The sequence below is a fragment of the Allobosea sp. genome (assembly GCF_017308075.1).
In the GTDB taxonomy this organism is placed as follows: Bacteria; Pseudomonadota; Alphaproteobacteria; order Rhizobiales; family Beijerinckiaceae; genus Allobosea.
Genome location: NZ_JAFKFX010000026.1, coordinates 80,294 through 97,928, shown reverse-complemented (window position 1 = coordinate 97,928; position 17,635 = coordinate 80,294). Strand labels below are relative to the sequence as shown.

19 protein-coding genes are annotated in these 17,635 nt (G+C 67.9%); 10 read left to right on the top strand and 9 right to left on the bottom strand.

The window, feature by feature from the left end; all coding sequences use genetic code 11:
• Positions 1-147: 147 nt before the first annotated feature.
• The 5 genes from J0J10_RS07325 to J0J10_RS07305 form a co-directional block, all read right to left on the bottom strand.
• The gene (locus tag J0J10_RS07325; protein ID WP_291645900.1) at positions 148-1,092 is read right to left on the bottom strand and encodes a metal ABC transporter substrate-binding protein; all 945 of its coding nucleotides are present in this window, start codon (positions 1,090-1,092) and stop codon (positions 148-150) included.
• Positions 1,093-1,128: 36 nt separating this feature from the next.
• Positions 1,129-1,959 (bottom strand): metal ABC transporter permease, encoded by an 831-nt coding sequence (locus tag J0J10_RS07320; protein WP_291646026.1) that lies wholly within the window; start codon positions 1,957-1,959, stop codon positions 1,129-1,131.
• Between the two features lie 213 nt (positions 1,960-2,172).
• Positions 2,173-2,898, bottom strand: coding sequence for a zinc ABC transporter ATP-binding protein AztA (aztA, locus tag J0J10_RS07315; RefSeq protein ID WP_291645899.1), 726 nt, complete (start codon positions 2,896-2,898; stop codon positions 2,173-2,175).
• A gap of 14 nt (positions 2,899-2,912) precedes the next feature.
• Positions 2,913-3,056, bottom strand: a complete 144-nt coding sequence (locus tag J0J10_RS07310; protein WP_291635584.1) for a hypothetical protein — start codon at positions 3,054-3,056, stop codon at positions 2,913-2,915.
• Positions 3,057-3,130: 74 nt separating this feature from the next.
• Positions 3,131-3,826 (bottom strand): DUF2161 domain-containing phosphodiesterase, encoded by a 696-nt coding sequence (locus J0J10_RS07305; protein WP_291645898.1) that lies wholly within the window; start codon positions 3,824-3,826, stop codon positions 3,131-3,133.
• Between the two features lie 112 nt (positions 3,827-3,938).
• Here J0J10_RS07305 and J0J10_RS07300 point away from each other — a divergent pair, with 112 nt between their 5' ends.
• Positions 3,939-4,202, top strand: a complete 264-nt coding sequence (locus J0J10_RS07300; protein WP_291645897.1) for a hypothetical protein — start codon at positions 3,939-3,941, stop codon at positions 4,200-4,202.
• A gap of 11 nt (positions 4,203-4,213) precedes the next feature.
• Here the strand turns inward: J0J10_RS07300 and J0J10_RS07295 are convergent, their stop codons facing one another.
• Positions 4,214-5,836 (bottom strand): OpgD/OpgG family glucan biosynthesis protein, encoded by a 1,623-nt coding sequence (locus tag J0J10_RS07295; protein ID WP_291645896.1) that lies wholly within the window; start codon positions 5,834-5,836, stop codon positions 4,214-4,216.
• A gap of 239 nt (positions 5,837-6,075) precedes the next feature.
• Here J0J10_RS07295 and J0J10_RS07290 point away from each other — a divergent pair, with 239 nt between their 5' ends.
• From J0J10_RS07290 to J0J10_RS07280, 3 genes are all read left to right on the top strand, one after another.
• The gene (locus tag J0J10_RS07290; protein WP_291645895.1) at positions 6,076-7,044 is read left to right on the top strand and encodes a TAXI family TRAP transporter solute-binding subunit; all 969 of its coding nucleotides are present in this window, start codon (positions 6,076-6,078) and stop codon (positions 7,042-7,044) included.
• A 105-nt stretch (positions 7,045-7,149) separates the two neighbouring features.
• Positions 7,150-9,453: a TRAP transporter permease gene (locus tag J0J10_RS07285; protein WP_291645894.1), complete on the top strand. Its 2,304-nt coding sequence runs from the start codon at positions 7,150-7,152 to the stop codon at positions 9,451-9,453.
• On the top strand, positions 9,450-9,815 hold the full coding sequence (locus J0J10_RS07280) for a DUF1850 domain-containing protein (protein ID WP_291645893.1): 366 nt from the start codon (positions 9,450-9,452) through the stop codon (positions 9,813-9,815). Before J0J10_RS07285 ends, J0J10_RS07280 begins: the two co-directional genes overlap by 4 nt.
• 4 nt (positions 9,816-9,819) lie before the next feature.
• On the opposite strand, the gene J0J10_RS07275 is transcribed toward J0J10_RS07280, so the two are convergent.
• On the bottom strand, positions 9,820-10,059 hold the full coding sequence (locus tag J0J10_RS07275) for a hypothetical protein (protein ID WP_291645892.1): 240 nt from the start codon (positions 10,057-10,059) through the stop codon (positions 9,820-9,822).
• 113 nt (positions 10,060-10,172) lie between these two features.
• On the opposite strand from J0J10_RS07275, the gene J0J10_RS07270 reads away from it, so the two are divergent.
• The 6 genes from J0J10_RS07270 (at position 10,173) to J0J10_RS07245 (ending at position 15,754) form a co-directional block, all read left to right on the top strand.
• Positions 10,173-11,762, top strand: coding sequence for a gamma-glutamyltransferase family protein (locus J0J10_RS07270; RefSeq protein WP_291645891.1), 1,590 nt, complete (start codon positions 10,173-10,175; stop codon positions 11,760-11,762).
• Positions 11,763-11,768: 6 nt separating this feature from the next.
• Positions 11,769-12,965 (top strand): amidase, encoded by a 1,197-nt coding sequence (locus J0J10_RS07265; RefSeq protein ID WP_291645890.1) that lies wholly within the window; start codon positions 11,769-11,771, stop codon positions 12,963-12,965.
• A 30-nt stretch (positions 12,966-12,995) separates the two neighbouring features.
• Positions 12,996-13,637: a nitrile hydratase subunit alpha gene (nthA, locus tag J0J10_RS07260; protein ID WP_291645889.1), complete on the top strand. Its 642-nt coding sequence runs from the start codon at positions 12,996-12,998 to the stop codon at positions 13,635-13,637.
• 52 nt (positions 13,638-13,689) lie between these two features.
• Complete coding sequence (nthB, locus tag J0J10_RS07255) at positions 13,690-14,349, top strand: nitrile hydratase subunit beta (protein WP_291645888.1); 660 nt, start codon at positions 13,690-13,692, stop codon at positions 14,347-14,349.
• Positions 14,336-14,719 (top strand): nitrile hydratase accessory protein, encoded by a 384-nt coding sequence (locus J0J10_RS07250; protein WP_291635560.1) that lies wholly within the window; start codon positions 14,336-14,338, stop codon positions 14,717-14,719. Before nthB ends, J0J10_RS07250 begins: the two co-directional genes overlap by 14 nt.
• Before the next feature lie 75 nt (positions 14,720-14,794).
• The gene (locus J0J10_RS07245) at positions 14,795-15,754 is read left to right on the top strand and encodes a DUF6454 family protein (protein WP_291645887.1); all 960 of its coding nucleotides are present in this window, start codon (positions 14,795-14,797) and stop codon (positions 15,752-15,754) included.
• A 14-nt stretch (positions 15,755-15,768) separates the two neighbouring features.
• On the opposite strand, the gene J0J10_RS07240 is transcribed toward J0J10_RS07245, so the two are convergent.
• The gene (locus J0J10_RS07240; RefSeq protein ID WP_291645886.1) at positions 15,769-16,785 is read right to left on the bottom strand and encodes a nickel/cobalt transporter; all 1,017 of its coding nucleotides are present in this window, start codon (positions 16,783-16,785) and stop codon (positions 15,769-15,771) included.
• The gene (locus J0J10_RS07235; RefSeq protein WP_291645885.1) at positions 16,776-17,426 is read right to left on the bottom strand and encodes a DUF1007 family protein; all 651 of its coding nucleotides are present in this window, start codon (positions 17,424-17,426) and stop codon (positions 16,776-16,778) included. Before J0J10_RS07235 ends, J0J10_RS07240 begins: the two co-directional genes overlap by 10 nt.
• Between the last annotated feature and the right edge of the window lie 209 nt (positions 17,427-17,635).

Genomic DNA, 17,635 nt, shown 5'->3' with positions numbered 1-17,635 from the left:
GGAGTCATGTCAACCACACGTCATCCCGGACGGAGCGAAGCGGAGATCCGGGATCCATCGTAGGGTGCGGAACTCTACGATGGATCCCGGAGCTGCGCTGCCTTGCAGCTTGTCCGGGATGACGCGTGGCTACTGTGAACTTGCCTCTCAGGCCGGGCCGGCGGCGAGCGCCTTTTCGATCTGGCTTATATTGTGTTTCATCATCGCGATGTAAGTCCCGGCCGGCCCATCGCTGCCCGAGAGCGCGTCCGAATAGAGCCGCCCGCCAATCCTGGCGCCGCTTTCGCGGGCGATCTGCTCGGCGAGGCGCGGATTGCTGATGTTTTCGAGGAACACCGCCGGCACCTTCTGCGCCTTCACCTGGCGGATGATCCGCCCGACATCGCGGGCGGAGGCCTCCGCTTCGGTCGAGACGCCCTGCGGCGCGACGAAGGCGATGCCATAGGCTTTGGCGAAATAGGCGAAGGCGTCATGCGAGGTGATCGCCTTGCGCCGGTCGGCCGGGATGCGGGCCACCGCTGCCTTGATTTCGGTTTCGAGCGCGTCGAGCTTCGCCAGATAGGCGGCGGCATTGGCCTCGTAGATCGCCTTGCCGGCCGGATCGGCGGCACTCAGCGCCTTCAGGATGTTGGCGACATAGACCTTGGCGTTCGAGACGCTCTGCCAGGCATGCGGATCCTCGCTGCCATGGCCATGACCGTGGCCGTCGTCCTGCATCTTCAGCGGCGTGATGCCTTCCGTCGCCGTCGCCAGCTTCGCCTTGGTGCCGGAGGATTTGAGCAGCCGGGTCAGCCAGCCCTCGAATTTCAGCCCGTTGACGACAACGAGGCTGGCCGCAGCCATCGCCTTCGCATCAGCCGGGCTCGGCGAATAGACATGGGCGTCGCCATCCGGCCCGACCAGCGTGGTCAGCGCGACGCGCTCGCCGCCGACCTCGCGAACGAAATCGGCCAGGATCGAGAAGCTGGCGACGACCGAAAGCTTGCCTTCCACGGGCTTGTCCTGAGCCGATTTTTCCTGAGCGAGAGCCGGCAGCGACAGCCCGGCCCCGGCGACGAGGCTCGAAAGGAGAAGAAGGCGGCGGTTCAGCATGACGGCTCTCGCGCTATATGAAACACTATAACATTACTAGCGCTGGAGATGGGCCCGAGGCAAGAGCCGCCGCACGAGCCCGCTCTGCGAGCCGAACAGCAGCGAGCCGAGATAAAGCACTCCCGCGGCAAGGATCACCGCTGGCCCCGCCGGAAGATTACTGCCGGCGGCATAGGACGCCACCAGGCCGGCATAGCCGGAGAGCATGCCGAAGCCGCAGGCGGTGAGGATCAGCCGGGTGATGTCGGCGGTCCAGAAACGCGCCGCGGCGGCCGGCAGCATCATCAGGCCGACCGCGAGCAGGGTGCCCAGCGCGTGGAAGCCGGCGACGAGATTGAGCACGACGAGGCCAAGGAAGGTCAGGTGGACGAAACCGCCCGAGCGGCTGACCGAACGCAGGAAGCCGGAATCGACGCATTCCATCACCAGCGGCCGGTAGACCAGCGCCAAAGTCGCGAGCGTGATGCTGGCGACGGAGGCGAGCAGCAGCAGCACCTCGTCGTCGAGCGCCAGAACATTGCCGAACAGCACATGGAAGAGATCGACCGCCGAACCGCGCAGCGAGACCAGGGTGACGCCCAGCGCCAGCGAGATCAGGTAGAAGGCCGCGAGGGAAGCGTCCTCCTTCAGCACCGTCAGGCGCGCCACAGCCCCGGCGGCGAGCGCCACCGCGAATCCGGCCGCGAGCCCGCCCAGCGTCATCGCCGGCAGCGAGAAGCCGGCGACGAGATAGCCCAGCGCCGCGCCCGGCAGGATCGCATGGGCCATGGCATCGCCGGTCAGGCTCATCCGCCGCAGCATCAGGAAGACGCCGACCGGCGCCCCCGCGAGCGAGAGCGCGACGATGCCGACCAGGGCCCGGCGCATGAAGTCGAATTCGGCGAAGGGGCCGATCAGGAGGTCGTAGAGCACGAGCGTGGCTTCTCTCAGCCTATGGCAAATACAGCCCTCATCCCGAGGAGCGATCGCAGATCACGTCTCGAAGGACGGTCCAGTGCGCGCTGGAGCATCCTTCGAGACGCCGCTATCGCGGCTCCTCAGGATGAGGGATTGAGGTTGTCTATTCCGGCATAAGCGGCGTCACGCCGCGCAGGCCGGCGCATGGCTGTCGAAGGCCTCGACCATGTGGCGGGCCTTGAGCAGATTGCCGGCGGTCAGCACCGCGCCGGTCTCGCCCCAGGCGACGGTCTCGCGCGCCAGCAGGAGCGTCTGCGGGAAGGCGCGCTTCACGGTCTCGATATCATGGAGGACGGCGACGACCGTGCGCTTCTCGCCATGCCAGCGCTGGACCAGCTCCAGCAGATCGGCGGTGGTGCGGGCATCGATCGCGGTGAAGGGCTCGTCGAGCAGGATCAGATCGGCATCCTGCAGCAGGAGGCGCGCGAACAGGGCGCGCTGCATCTGCCCGCCCGACAAGGTGCCGATGCTGCGACGCTCGAAGCCGGTCAGGCCGACGGCCGCGATCGCCGCCTCGATCCGGCCGCGCTGGCCGAGGCCGATCCGGCCGAACATGCCGGCGCTGTTCCAGAGCCCCATGGCGACAAGATCATAGACATGGATCGGGAAGGAACGGTCGAGCTCGGCCGATTGCGGCAGATAGGCGAGGCGCTGGCCCTTCTGCAGCGCGATCGCGCCGCCGAGCGGTGAGAGTGCCCCGGCGATACCCTTGAGCAGGGTCGACTTGCCGGCGCCATTGGGGCCGACGATCGCGGTCAGGCTGCCCTGCGCGATCTCGCCGGAGACATGATGCACGGCCGGATGCCGGTCATAGCCGAGCGTCAGATCGGTGAGGCGGATGGCGGGCATGGCGGCGTTACTCTTCACGCGATGACGGCGAGCGTCGCCGCCCAGAGCACCATGATCGCAGCCAGTGCCAGGCCGAGCCGGCCCGCCGCCGACAGCCGCAGCAGCGACCAGCCGGGACTTTCCGAGACGGGGTGGCGATGGGAATGCGCGTGGGCCATAAGGAATGATATAATGTTACGACAGATCGATGGCAAGCGCGCCGAGGGCCGGCCCGCAGCTCATCGACAGGATCTCACGCGAGCGCCTCGGCGGGCTCGCGCTCCGGAGCCATAGCCACCGACGGCGCCAGCCACGCCGCGACCGCGTTGCGCCCTGTCGGCGTCAACGCATAAAGGCCGCGCTCGGCGCGCTCGAACCAGCCATAAACGTTCCGGTGCAGGATCTTCTGTGCATCGGGGCAGGACGGCTTGAGGTCGCGCGGCCGGCGCGGCGCCTCCGTCATCGCCGCGGCGCAGGCCAGCGCCTGCTGGCGATAGGCAGTCATGATAGGCTTGCGCGTGCTGCCGCCGGCAGCCGGGTCGCCCTTGCGGCGCCTGTGCTCGTCGACCAGCCGCGAGCGCCGGCGCGGGTCCTTGCGGGGCGTCGGTGCCACCGGGGAGACCAGCACCTCGACCTCGCCCGTCTTTCCGACACCGAGCAGGCCGAAGCCGAGGCGTCGGCAGAGATTACGGTAGCGGGGGTCGCTCTCGCGCCCCTTGCCCCTGACGGAGAGCTGCGCGGCGAGCCAGATCTCGTCGCCGACGCTCATCCGGTCGACGCCCTGCAGGATCAGCTCGAGATTGAAGCTGAGCTTCAGCTCGCCGATCACCACCACCGGCGGATCCTCGCCATGGAGCGCGACGAGGTCGCAATTGCCGACCTCGCCCTTCACGCAATAGCCCAGCTCTTCCAGGAAGCGTTTGACCGGGAGGTAGAGAGACGTTTCCATGCAGCCTCCTGACCAGCGGATGATCCGATATGCCGCGCGATTGGTTTCTGAGAGGAAAACGCCAACGCGGATCACCGGCCCGAGGTCCTTGCAACCGAACCGGAGTGGGTCAGTGAGCACCGAACGGGTGAGCTTCAGGACGATACGCGACGGCGTCGCGACCGAAATCGCCGCGGACGCCATCGAGATCGCCCTGCCCGGCGGGTTGAGCTTCCGGATCCTGGCCTTTGCTGGTCGCGAGGGCTCCGCGACCCTTCACATGCCGGCCGACGATCCACAGGCACCAAGCTTCGACGTGTTCTGCGTCGAACCCGGCGCTGCCAATACCTTGTTTGTCTCCGTCGAGCGGATCCAGAAGCGCCAGCTCGAGGGCTAGGCGGCGACGGTTCAGCCCGGCAGGTACTGATACATCCAGGTCTCGGTCAGAACCTTGTCGCCGCCGCGCAGGAAGCAGCGCATCTCGACCGGGTCGGTGCCTTCCACCGTCAGATCGAACTGGGCCCGCCAATGGCCGGGGACATCATTCGGCACGGCCTCGGCGAAGATGTAGGAGAAGCTGCCGCGCGAGCTGGAGAGAACGACCTCCGGCTTGACGCCGAAGGGGATCGTCTCCAGCGCCGGGCCCTTGAACTCGACCATGAACTTGCGCACGCCCTTCGGCCTCACCGTGCCCGGCTGGCCGCCATTGCCCATCCGCGTCGCGACGACGCGGCCGAGCGGCGAGGGGAAGGGCTCGTCGGCGAGCCAGTGCAGGCGGTACTGGAAGCTGTAGGCGTTGCCGGCCTTGGCCGGTGCCTGCGGCACCCACATCGCCACGATGTTGTCGTGGATCTCGTCATCGGTCGGGATCTCGATCAGCTGCACCGAGCCCTTGCCCCAATTGCCGATCGTCTCGATCCAGAGGCTCGGCCGGCGCTCATAGAAGACGCCGTCCATGTAGTGGCCGAACTCGCGGTCGCGCTGCATCAGCCCGAAGCCACGCGGATTCTCGTCGACGAAGGCCGAGGCGATCGTCCGCGACGGGTTGTTCAGTGGGCGCCAGGCCCGCTCGCCGCTGCCGGTCCACAGGGCGAGCCCGTCTGAATCGTGCACTTCCGGTCGCCAGTCGACGGCCGTCGCCTTGGCCTTCTCCGAATACCAGTACATCGAGGTCAGCGGTGCGATGCCGAGGCGTTCGACATCCTTGCGCAGATGCAGCTCCTTCTCGATCTCCATCACCACGCCCTTGCCGCGATGCATGCGGAAGCGGAAAGCACCGGCGACGCTGGGGCCGGAGAGCAGAGTGTAGACCACGACCTGTTCGGCGGCGGCCGCAGGCGTCTCCAGCCAGATATGGGTGAAGTCCGGGAACTCCTCCGCCTTGCCGCCTACAGCCGGGTCGATGGCGAGGCCGCGCGCCGAGAGCCCGTACTGGTAGAGCTCGCCGATGGCGCGGAAATAGGAGGCACCGAGAAAGGCGACCCAGTCGTTCTTCTGCCAGTCGAGCTTCTCGCCCTTGCGGCCGGGATGGCCCGAGCGGCTTTCCTGGAAGCGGAAGCCGGCAAAGCCGGCACCCGGCGGCAGCTGCTTGGCCGGGGAATCGGCCGGCATCTCGAAATAGCTCTCGTCATAGACGATCTCGCGCGCCTTGCCGTCTTCGAGGACATGCATGCGGACCGGCTTCTGGAAATAGCGGCCGAGATGGAAGAAGGTCACCGGCCAGGGCGAGGGACCGTTCGCCCAGAGCGCCAGCTCCGGCTTGAACCTGATCTTGCCATGGGCGTCGTAGTCGATCTTCTCGAGCACGTCCGGCTTGGGATTGGGCGGCGCCTGATAGGGCTTGCCGGCGAGGTCGCGGGCCCGCGCCTTCAGCCCTTCGAAGCTGAACGCCTCGGCCTGGCCGAGCTTCAGCCCCTGCTGCGCCAGCGCCCCGGGCGCGAAGCCGAGCGCGGCCAGCACGGCCGTTCCAGCCGCCCCCGACAGGAGCAGGCGACGGTCGATCGAAGGCTGGTTCGGCTTCTGCGAAGGCATCGGGTAAGCGCTCCGTGACGGCGGCGTAGGGCGGATGTGCAGATGGTGTTCCCCGGCTAGCCTGTCCAGCCGGTGAGGGCAATCTCCGCCTCATTCTGTCGGGAGCAGGGCGAAAATCGCGCTGCAAGCGGGCATTCCGCCACTTAGCCCTTTGACCCGGCTTCCCTTTCCGGCGCCAAGCATCCTACAAATGCCGAAGCCCGGCTCTTGGAAGCGCGGGAACCGTTTCGGGAGGAACCATGAAGACGCTGTTCAGCGGCCGCAGCCTGGCCGGCATCGCCACCGCTTTCGCCATCGCCGTCGCGCCGGGCGCCGCCCGCGCCCAGGAGTTCATCAACGTGCTGACGGGCGGCACCTCCGGCGTCTACTATCCGCTCGGTGTCGCCCTCTCGAAGATCTATGGCGAGAAGGTGCCGAATGTCCGCCCGACCGTGCAGGCGACCAAGGCCTCCGTCGAGAATCTGCAGCTGCTCCAGCAGGGCAAGGGCGAGATCGCCTTCACCCTCGGCGATTCCCTCGACGCCGCCTGGAAGGGCGACGAGGAGGCCGGCTTCAAGGCCCCGCTGAAGAAGCTGCGCGGCATCACTGCGATCTATCCGAACTACATCCAGATCGTCGCTTCGAAGGATAGCGGCATCAAGACGCTCGCCGATCTCAAGGGCAAGCGCCTCTCGGTCGGCGCGCCGAAATCCGGCACCGAGCTCAATGCCCGCGCCATCCTCGCCGCGGCCGGCCTGTCCTACAAGGATCTCGGCAAGGTCGAGTACCTGCCCTTCGCCGAATCCGTCGAGCTGATGAAGAACCGCCAGCTCGACGCCACGCTGCAATCGGCCGGCCTCGGCGTCGCCTCGCTGCGCGACCTCGCCACCTCGGTCGAGATCACCGTGGTCGAGGTGCCCGCCGCCGTGGTCGACAAGGCCGGCCCGCCCTTCGTCAAGGTCTCGATCCCGGCCAACACCTATACCGGCCAGACCGCCGCCGTCCCGGCCGCCGCCGTGGTCAACTACCTCGCCACCCATGAGGGCATGAAGGAGGAGACGGTCTACCAGATGACCAAGGCCATCTTCGAGAACCTGCCCGATCTTGCCGCCGCCCATGCGGCCGCGCGCTCGATCAAGCTCGAGAACGCGCTCGACGGCATGCCTCTGCCGCTGCATCCGGGCGCCGCGCGCTACTTCAAGGAAAAGGGCCTGAAGGTCGGCTCCTGAGCCACCGAGGTCCGAACATGACGCGCGAGGCCGGTCCCATCCGGCCTCGCCTTTTTTGATCCGTCGACTTCGACGCCGCAGAGGCGCGGGACACAGGCAACGAACATGAGCAGCGCCGCTGAGAAACCCCTGGCCGTGCCCGACAATGCCGGCGTCCCGTCACAGCATCCCGAGCAATTCGTCGATCCCGAGCACGGGCTCCCGGCCGGCTTCGGACCCGGCTGGCAAGGCCGGTTGCTGTTCTGGATCGCCGTCGCCTTCTCGCTGTTCCAGATCGCGACGGCCTTCAACGTACCGCTCGACCATCGTCTGGCCGGCGTCTCGATCATCGACCTGCTGCGCCTCACCATGGCGCTCTGGCTCGGCTGGATTGTCCTGCGCAAGCTCCAGGGCAAACCCGCCGGCGAGATGCTGCTCGCCTGGCTGCCGATCTTCGTGATCGTCGAATTGCTGGCCCGCTTCGGCGGTTCCGTCCCGAACCAGATCCTGCGCGCCCTGCATGTCGGCTTCCTGTGCCTGGTCGCCGGCGGACTGCTCGCCCAGCACAAGAGCGACAGCCGGATCAAGGCCATGGCCGCCTGGGCGCTGGCCGGCATCGGCTTCGCCATCGGGCTCTACCATTGGTTCCTCTATGAGGAGCTTGTCGCCCGCGCCGGCGAGGTGACGCCGTCGGACCTCGTCGTCGGCATCACCGCGATCGCCGTTCTCTTCGTGATCTGCTGGCGCTTCATGGGCCCCGCCCTGCCGATCGTCTCCGGTCTGTTCCTCGCCTACTGCCTGCTGGGCAACTATCTACCCTCGCCGCTCAACCATCGCGGCTATTCGCTCGATCAGGTCATCGAGCACATGTCCTTCGGCACTGAGGGCATCTATGCGACGCCGACCGGCGTCTCCGCCACCTTCATCTTCCTGTTCATTCTCTTCGGCTCCTTCCTCGAACGGGCCGGCATGATTCAGCTCTTCACCGACATCGCCATGGGCCTGTTCGGTGCGGCCCGCGGCGGGCCTGCGAAGGTCGCCGTCTTCTCTTCGGCCCTGATGGGGACGATCTCCGGCTCCGGCGTCGCCAATGTGGTCTCGACAGGGCAGTTCACCATTCCCCTGATGAAGCGGTTCGGCTACCGGCCGGCCTTCGCCGGCGGCGTCGAGGCCACGGCCTCGATGGGCGGCCAGATCATGCCGCCCGTGATGGGCGCCGTCGCCTTCATCATGGCCGAGACCATCGACGTGCCCTATGCGGCCGTCGTCCAGGCCGCGATCGTGCCGGCCATCCTCTACTACACCGCCGCCTTCCTCGCCGTGCATCTGGAGGCCGGCAAGCGCGGCCTCGTCGGCCTGCCGAAATCGGAGCTGCCGAGCGCCGGCAAGGCGCTGACGTCGAAATGGTATCTCATCCTGCCGCTCGCCGTCCTCGTGTACCTGCTCTTTGCGGGCTATACGCCGCTCTTCTCCGGCTCGGTCGGCCTTGCGCTCACCGTCATGCTGATCCTCGGCGGCTCGATCGCACTCGGGATCGGGGCGTTCGCCCTCAAGGTGATGTTCTGGATCGGCCTCGGCCTGCTCTGCGCCTTCTTCTTCTGGTACGGCATCCTCGTGATCGTCGGCATCGTCGTGGCACTCATCCTGGCGAGCCTCTTCACCAAGGGTGGCCGCGAAACGGTCGCCGCCTGCCGCGAGGCACTTGCGGATGGTGCGCGACAGGCCATTCCGGTCGGCGTCGCCTGCGCCGTCGTCGGCATCGTCATCGGCACGATGACTCTGACCGGCGTGGGCACCATATTCGGCAATGCGGTTGTCGCGGTCGGGCAGAACTCGCTGTTCCTCGCCCTTGTGCTGACCATGATCGTCAGCCTGATCCTCGGCATGGGCATCCCGACGATCCCGAACTACATCATCACCTCTTCGATCGCAGCGCCCATCCTGCTGAAGCTCGAAGTGCCGCTGATCGTCAGCCACATGTTCGTCTTCTACTTCGGCATCATGGCCGACCTGACGCCCCCGGTCGCGCTGGCCGCCTTCGCCGCGGCGCCGATCGCAAAGGAATCCGGCTTCAAGATCGCCGGCCAGGCGGTGAAGATCGCGATGGCCGGCTTCGTCGTGCCGTTCATGGCGGTATACGACCCGGCCTTGATGCTGCAGCCGGTCCAGGGCGTCACTGGCTTGGCCTATGCGTTTGGCGCGGCCTACATCATCGGCAAGGCTCTGCTCGCGATCTGCCTCTGGGGAGCCGCGACGATCGGCTACCTCAAGCGCGAGATGGCAGTGTGGGAGCGCGTGCTGGCCGCCGCAGCCGCCGCCTTTCTCGTGCTCGCCCTGCCGATCACCGACGAGGTCGGCTTCGCGCTCGCAGCCCTGCTCATCGGCCTCCATCTCTGGCGCGCCAAGGCGGCGGAAACACCGGCGGCATGAGCATCTGCCTCGCCGCCGGCGCGCTCCTCGTGCCGCTCGGCGCCGGCGAGATCACCCTCGCCTGGCGCCATTCGGTCGAGAAGACGCTCTGGGAAGAGCTCTGGCGCGAGAGCCCGGACGGGCTCGTCCTCGCCGAGGCCCGGGTCCAGGGCTCAGGCGCCGGCATGGACCCGCCGGAGGGGGCGAAGCTGGCCGACGGCTTCTGGCGCTGGCGGCCGGGCCTGCCGGCGCTGCGCGAGGTCGTGATGCGCCGTTCCGGCGCCACGGCCGACTGGCGTGTCTGCGTCGGGAGTTCCTGCCGTGCGATGGCGGAGCTGGTTCCGGCTGAAGCCGACCCGGTGGTGCTGAAACCCTGCCCGTGACGGCTCAGTGGGGCGGGTGCAGGCGCTCGATCTTCACCACGCGGCGCATGAAGGCAACCATGCCATAGGCGGCGAAGCCGGAGAACAGCGCCATCAGCACATAGGCGACGATATGGCCGAGCTCGAACATGCCGGCGAGCGCCCAGCCCGAAGCCAGGGCGACCCCGAACAACTCGACCCCGATCAGGATCGCCATCGAGATCACCAGGATCACGTTGCGCCAGTTTGTACGCCCTGCGGCCATGCTTCCATTCCTCGGACCCATGCGTAGACCGCCTAGCCTAGGCGGCGGCGGCATGCAACAAAATCGCGCCTGATCGGCAAATGGTCACCGCTACTCCGAATGAAAAGAGCCTGATGTCCGAGTCTCCCGTCTTCGCCAGCGCGGCGGTCGCCGCTCCCCATCATCTCGCTTCGGAGGCCGGCCGGGCGATCCTTACCGAAGGCGGCAACGCCATCGAGGCCATGGTCGCCATGGCTGCGACGATCGCCGTCGTCTACCCGCATATGAACGCGATCGGCGGCGACGGCTTCTGGCTGGTGCACGAGCCCGGCGGCAAGGTCCACGCCATCGAGGCCTGCGGCGCCGCCGGCTCGCTCGCCACGATCGAGCGCTATCGCGAAAAGGGCTACGACACCTTGCCGTCCCGTGGCGCCGATGCGGCGATCACGGTCGCCGGCGCGATCGGCGGCTGGCAGACGGCCCTGGCGCTCGCGCAAAGCCTCGGCGGTCGGATGCCGCTGAAGGATCTCCTGGCCGACGCCATCCGCCATTGCAGCGAGGGCTATGCCATCTCGGATTCCGAGCTGCGCACCTGGCCTCAGGAGATCGAGGCGGTGAAGGCGGCGCCCGGCTTCAGCGAATTCTTCTGGCCGGGCGGCGAGCGCCCCAAGGCCGGCGACCGGCGCAGGCCCCGGGCGCTCGCCGCGACCTTCGAGCAACTCGCCCATGCCGGACTCGACGATTTCTACCGCGGCGATATCGGCCGCGAGCTCGCCGAGGATCTCGGCCGCCTCGACGCGCCGATCAGCCGTTCCGATATCGAGACCTTCCGGGCCCGGGCGGTCCAGCCTCTGTCGCTGAAGCTGCCGGGGCTGACCGCCTACAATTTCCCACCGCCGACACAAGGGCTGGCGGCATTGCTGATCCTCGGCATCTTCGAGAAGCTCGGCGTCGCCCGGGCCGAGAGTTTCGACCATCATCACGGGCTGGTCGAGGCGGTGAAGCGGGCGCTGGCACTGCGCGACCAGGTGATCACCGACCCCGCCTTCATGACCATCGACCCGGCGAGCCTGCTGAGCGAGGCCGTCCTCACCCGCGAGGCGCAGAAGATCGACCGCCGCCGCGCCGCGAGCTGGCCGTTCCGGCCCGGCGAGGGCGACACCGTCTGGATGGGCGCGATCGACGGCTCCGGCCTCGCCGTCTCCTACATCCAGTCGATCTACTGGGAGTACGGCTCGGGCTGCATCCTGCCAAAGACCGGCATCAACTGGCAGAATCGCGGCGTCTCCTTCTCGCTCGACGCCAAGGCGCTGAACCCGCTGGCGCCGGGCCGCAAGCCCTTCCACACGCTCAACCCGCCGCTGGCGCGCTTCGACGACGGCCGGATCGTCTCCTATGGCGCGATGGGCGGCGACGGCCAGCCGCAGTTCCAGGCCCAGATCCTGTCGCGCTACTGCTTCGGCCAGAGCGTCGCGGATGCCGTCGACGCGCCGCGCTGGCTCTTCGGCCGGACCTGGGGCGCCGGCTCGATCTCGCTCAAGCTCGAAAGCCGCTTCGACCCGATGCTGCTGGCCCGGCTGACCGCTGCCGGTCACCCGGTCGAGGAATACAGCGAAGCCTATTCCGACCAGTTCGGCCATGCCGGCCTGCTGGTCAAGCACCAGAAGGGTCATGTCGAGGCGACGCATGACCCGCGCTCCGACGGTGATGCCAGGGGGATCTGACACGCGATGATCGAGGACGATCCGTTCCGCTGTTTCGTGCCCTATCCGCCGGCGAAGGTGAACCACGCCTCCTCCGGAGCGCTCTCGGGCCTGACTCTGGCGGTCAAGGACCTGTTCGACATCAAGGGCTATCCGACCGGAGCGGGCTCACCGACCGTGCTGGCACAGTCCGGCATCAAGACCAGGACGGCGCCGGTGGTGAAGGCGCTGCTCGATACCGGCGCCCGCTTCGTCGGCAAGACCCATACCGACGAGCTCGCCTTCTCGCTCAACGGCAAGAACGCGCATTTCGGCGCGCCGGTGAATCCGGCGGCGCCCGATCGGATCACCGGCGGCTCCTCCTCGGGCTCGATGGCGGCGGTCGCCGGGCGGCTCGCCGACATCGCGCTCGGCTCCGATACCGGCGGCTCGGTGCGCGCACCGGCGAGCTATGGCGGGCTGTTCGGCATCCGCCCGAGCCATGGCCGCCTCTCGCTGAAGCGGGCCTGGCCGCTGGCCGAGAGCTTCGATACCGCCGGCTTCTTCACTCGTGACGGCGAGACCTTCGCCCGCGTCGCCGACGTCCTGTTCGGCAAGGACCGCGTGACCCTTCCGGAACGGCCGCGGCTGCTGCTCGCCGACGACCTCTTCGCCCAGGCGGTGCCGGAAGCCGAGCGGATCCTACGCAACGCCGTGCAGCGCATCGTGCCGCTGCTCGGCCAGCCGCAGAGCGTCCGCGCCGTGCGCGACATGGACGCGCTCTACTGGGCCTTTCGCTGGCTCCAGGGCCGCGAGGCCTGGGAAGCGGACGGGCCGATGATCGAGCGCTTCGCCCCGCCGCTCGGCCCCGGCGTCGCCGAGCGTTTCGCCTTCGGCCGCTCGGTCAGCGACGCCGAGGTCGCGCGTGGCGAGGCCGTCCGTCGCGACTTCCGCGCCAGGCTCGCCAAGCTGCTCGGCCAGGATGGCGTGCTGCTGCTGCCGACCGTACCGGACATCGCGCCTCTGGTCAGCGCCGGCGAGAGCGAGCTCGATGATTTCCGCAACCGGGCCCTGCGCCTGCTCTGCCTTGCGGGGCTTTCGGGTTTCCCGCAGATTTCGATTCCGGTGGCCCATCGCGACGATGCCCCGCTCGGGCTTTCGGTGATCGGGCCGAAGGGCTCGGACAAGTCGCTTACCGCCTTCGCGGTCAGGGTCGAGCGGGCGGCGAGGATCAGGCTGGCCTAGCGATCAGCCGGGCATGAGGAGGAGGCGGCGATGAGCGGCCACGACCACCATCATCACCACGATCATGACCACGACCACGACAACCACTTCACGCCGATCGAGGCGCGGGTGAAGGCGCTGGAATCGCTGCTGGTCGAGAAGGGCTATGTCGACCCGGCCGCGCTCGACGCCATCGTCGAGACCTATGAGACCAGGGTCGGCCCACGCAACGGCGCCCGCGTCGTGGCGAAGGCCTGGAGCGACCCGGCCTATGCGGAGCGGCTGAAGCAGGACGGCACCGCCGCCGTGGCGGAGCTCGGCTATGGCGGGCGCGGCGGCGAACACATTGTCGCCTGCTTCAACACGCCGGAAGAGCACAACCTGATCGTCTGCACGCTCTGCTCCTGCTATCCTTGGCCGGTGCTCGGCCTGCCGCCGGTCTGGTACAAATCCCCGCCCTACCGCGCCAAGGCGGTGATCGACCCGCGCGGCACCCTTGCGGATTTCGGCGTCACCCTGCCCGCGGGCCAGCGCATCCGCGTCTGGGATTCGACCGCCGAGACCCGCTTCATCGTCATCCCGATGCGCCCAGAGGGCACCGAGGGCTGGTCCGAGGACGAGCTGGCGGAGATCGTCACGCGCGATTCGATGATCGGCGTCGGCCTGCCCAGCGCGGTTTCGGCGAGAAAGTGAGTGGTCTTGTGCCCGAAGCGCGCCATGCCGAACTGACTTGGGAGGATACGCCATGAACAGCGCCCATGATCTCGGCGGCCATATGGGCTTTGGCCCTGTGGTTCCGGAGGAGAACGAGCCGATCTTCCATGCCGATTGGGAAAAGAAGGTCCTCGCCATCAATGTCGCGGCCGGCGCGATGGGAGCCTGGACGATCGACGGCATCCGCCATGCCCGCGAGAGCCTGCCGCCGGCGCAGTATCTGTCGTCGAGCTACTACCAGATCTGGCTGGCGGCGCTCGACAAGGTGCTCGTCGGGCACGGTTTCCTGAGCGAGGAGGAGCTGAAATCAGGCATCCCCGGCAGCGCACGCCGGGAGCCCAAGCGCGTGCTCAAGGGCGAGGAGGTGCCCGCCGTGCTGCGCCGCGGCTTCCCCTATGAGCGCAAGGCCACCGCGCCGGCGCGCTTCAAGCTCGGCGACGCGGTCCGTACCATCGTCATGCATCCGCAGCACCATACCCGCCTGCCGCGCTATGCCCGTGGCAAGCAGGGCGTGATCGAGCGCATCACCGGCTGCCATGTCTTCCCGGACACCGGTGCCCATGGCGCGCCGGAGACGGCGCAATGGCTCTATACCGTGGTCTTCACCGGCCCCGAGCTCTGGGGGCGCGACGCCGACCCGGCCTCCAGCGTCAGCATCGAAGCCTGGGAGAGTTATCTTGAGCCGGCCTGATTCCGCCCTCGCCGAGGCGCTCGCCGCCGATACCCCGATCCCGCGCGACGCCGAAGGCCCGGTCTTCGCCGAGCCCTGGCAGGCGCAGGCCTTCGCTCTGGTCGTCGCCCTGCAGAACCGCGGCGTCTTCAGCGCCGATGAATGGGCGCAGGCACTCGGCGCCGAAATCCGCGAGGCGCTCGCCGCCGGCGGCTGCCGCGATGGCTCGGATTATTACGAGCGCTGGTGCGAGGCGCTCGAGCATCTGCTGATCGCGAAGGGCCTGACGAGCCATGAGGGCGTCGACGCCCGCAGCGCCGCCTGGGAACGGGCTGCAGAGGCGACGCCGCATGGCAAGCCGATCCTGCTGGAGAACGACCCGCAACGCTGATGCCCCGGCCGTGCACAAGGCTGGAACTTCGCAGAACCGCTTCGCGCGACGAAGCGAAAACGGGAGGGACGCAGCATGAAGACGGTTCTCACCGGCCTGACCGCCCTGGCCGCGGCGGCTCTGTCCTTTCCGGCTGCGAGTTCGCCGGCCCACGCCGCCGACCCGGCCCTCAACACGCTGATCCCGAAGCTGACGCGCGGCACGCAATGGACGCAGAAGTCGGCGGTCGCGCTGCAGTTCCCGACGCACCACCCCCAGGGCATGGCCAGGATCGGCGACGCTTTCTTCATCTCCTCGGTCGAGATCAAAAAGCCGACGACCCGCTATCCCACCCCGCAGGACGGCTATGACCGCGACACCGGCGAGGGCGTCGGCCATCTCTTCAAGGTCGATGCGCAGGGCAAGCTTCTCGGCAGCGTCCCCCTCGGTGAAGGCTCGATCTACCACCCCGGCGGCATCGACTTCGACGGCAAGGATATCTGGGTCCCGGTCGCAGAATACCGGCCGAACAGCCAGTCGATCGTCTACAGGGTCGATCCCGAGACGCTGAAGGCGACCGAGGTCTTCCGCTTCAAGGACCATGTCGGCGGCATCGTCCACAACACAGACGACAAGTCGCTGCACGGCGTCAGCTGGGGCTCGCGCCGCTTCTACAAATGGCCGCTCGACGGCGCGGGCAGGATCACCAATGCGGCGACGAGCCCCGAGGCGCTGCGCGTCGCCAATCCCGCGCTCTATATCGACTATCAGGACTGCCACTATATCGGCATGAGCCGGATGCTCTGCTCGGGCCTCAATGCCTATAGGACGACGAAGGACGGCCCGGTCTTTCGCCTCGGCGGGCTCGAGATCGTCGACCTCAAGGACAACAGGCCGGTCTATCAGGTGCCGGTCGAGCTCTGGTCGCCGAGCTCGGGACTGCCGATGACGCAGAACCCGTTCTGGGTCGAGCCCACGGCGGAAGGCGTGCGCGCCTATTTCATGCCGGACGACGACAAGTCGACCCTGTTCACCTTCGAGGCGACGGTGAAGTAGGTCTGACGGTGTGATCAGCTGCCCTGCCCGGCCGCCCAGAAGCCGAAGAGCAGGGCGGCGCCGAGCACCGCGACGAAGGCGGCCGCCAGCACTTCGAGCCCGGCGATGATACGCACGCCCGTGAGCGAGCCGCCGCCGGCGAGGCGCAGCGCCGCGAATTTGAAGAACACCGCAAGCGCGGCCAGCGCCCCCGTGGTCAGCGCGGTGCCGAGCGCCATGGCGAAGGTCGCGGCGATGCCGGCCCAGAACAGGCCCTGCGCATTGGCGAAGACCAGGATGATCAGCGCCCCCGCGCAAGGCCGCAGCCCCGCCGCGAAGACGACGCCAGCCATCTCGCGCCAAGAGCGCAGGCGCGAGATCTCGTCGGGGCCGGGCATGTGGACATGGTCGCAGGAGGCCGGGTCGTGCGCCGCGCCGCCGCCGAGCGCGACAAAGCTGCCAGCCTTGCGCCAGAGCACGTAGAGCCCCACCAGCGCGACCAGCGCGAAGCTGCCCTGCTCGATCACCGAGGTGGTCGCCGCCATGGTCTTCGCCGTCGCGTTCAGCGCGAGGGTGAGGGTCCCGACCAGCCCGATCGCGACCAGCGCCTGGACGAGCGCCGCCGCGAAGCTCAGCCCCAGCCCGCGCCGCAGGCTGCGATTATCGGCGACGATATAGCCCGAGATCACTGCCTTGCCGTGGCCGGGGCCGGCGGCATGGAAGACGCCATAGCCGAAGGCCAGGCCGAGCAGCGCCGGCAGCGCGGCCGGCGACCCTGCGATCGCCTTCAGCGTCGCCGTCAGCTCGCGATAGAAGCTCGACTGCCAGGCGAGGATGACCGCGCCGAGGCCAGAGGTCGCCGGCAGTGCCTCGCGCGGCAGCGCCGTACCGAACGGGTTGCGCGGCGGTGGAGGCGGCGGCGGGAAATAGAGGCTGAGCAGCCAGGCGACCAGCCCGAGCGCGCCAGCGACCAGGGCGAGCGCCAGCACGGCGACACATAGCCGGCGCGGCAGGGCGGAGAAGCCCGGGGCGGCGTCGACGCTCAGGGACATGCCACCAAGGCGCGCGTCGTGACCACATAGGCGCTCATGTCGGGCGTCGCGGTGATGTCTTCCTGCGCCAGGCGCTGCTGCGTCGCCGTATCGAGCTTGGGCGGGCGCATCACCCGCACGACGCAGCCCTTCGGGGCATCGCGCGTCGTCACCGCATCGGCCTCCGCGCCGACCTCGAAGGCGACGAAATAAGTGGGGTCGCCGATCTCGATGCCGAAGGAGCGGTTGGCGGCGGCCGGCGTCTTCAACGGCAGGGTGAAGCTCAGGGTCAGCACCTTGTTCTCGTAGACCAGGCCTTCGTCACGCGGTGTGCCGAAGGCCTGCGTCTTGCCGTTCGCCTTGGCGGCGGTGAAGAAATCGACATCCGGCAGCGATTCGATATTGACCTTGGCGAGCTCGGCCAGCTCGTCCGGCGTCAGCTTGCCGTCGCCATTCTTGTCGAGCCCCTGGACCATATAAGCCGAGTAAGCCTCGTCGAAGCTCCAGCGATGGCGCAGCGCCTGCACCATGCCGTCGGGCGCATAGATGATCTCGGTGCGCGAGGTCACGAAGACATGCGGATGCGCCGCGGCCGGCGGAACGAGGCCGAGCCAGGCGATGACGGCGCAGAGCGCGAGCGATCCGGTCTGGCGACGCGGCACGGTGGCATGTCCTCGAATCTGCGACGGAATCGGCTATCCATGCTAGCAAACGCACGCACTTCGCGCCTAGCCCGCAATCGGCTGCGAGGCCTGCCCAGCCTTCCCCCGCAAAGGCGGCCAAATCGCGGCACTGACGGCGCAGTCTGGCATTGGACCAAACTGATTTGACGGCACCCGCGCAGTATGACAGCAATACTGACATAATAACG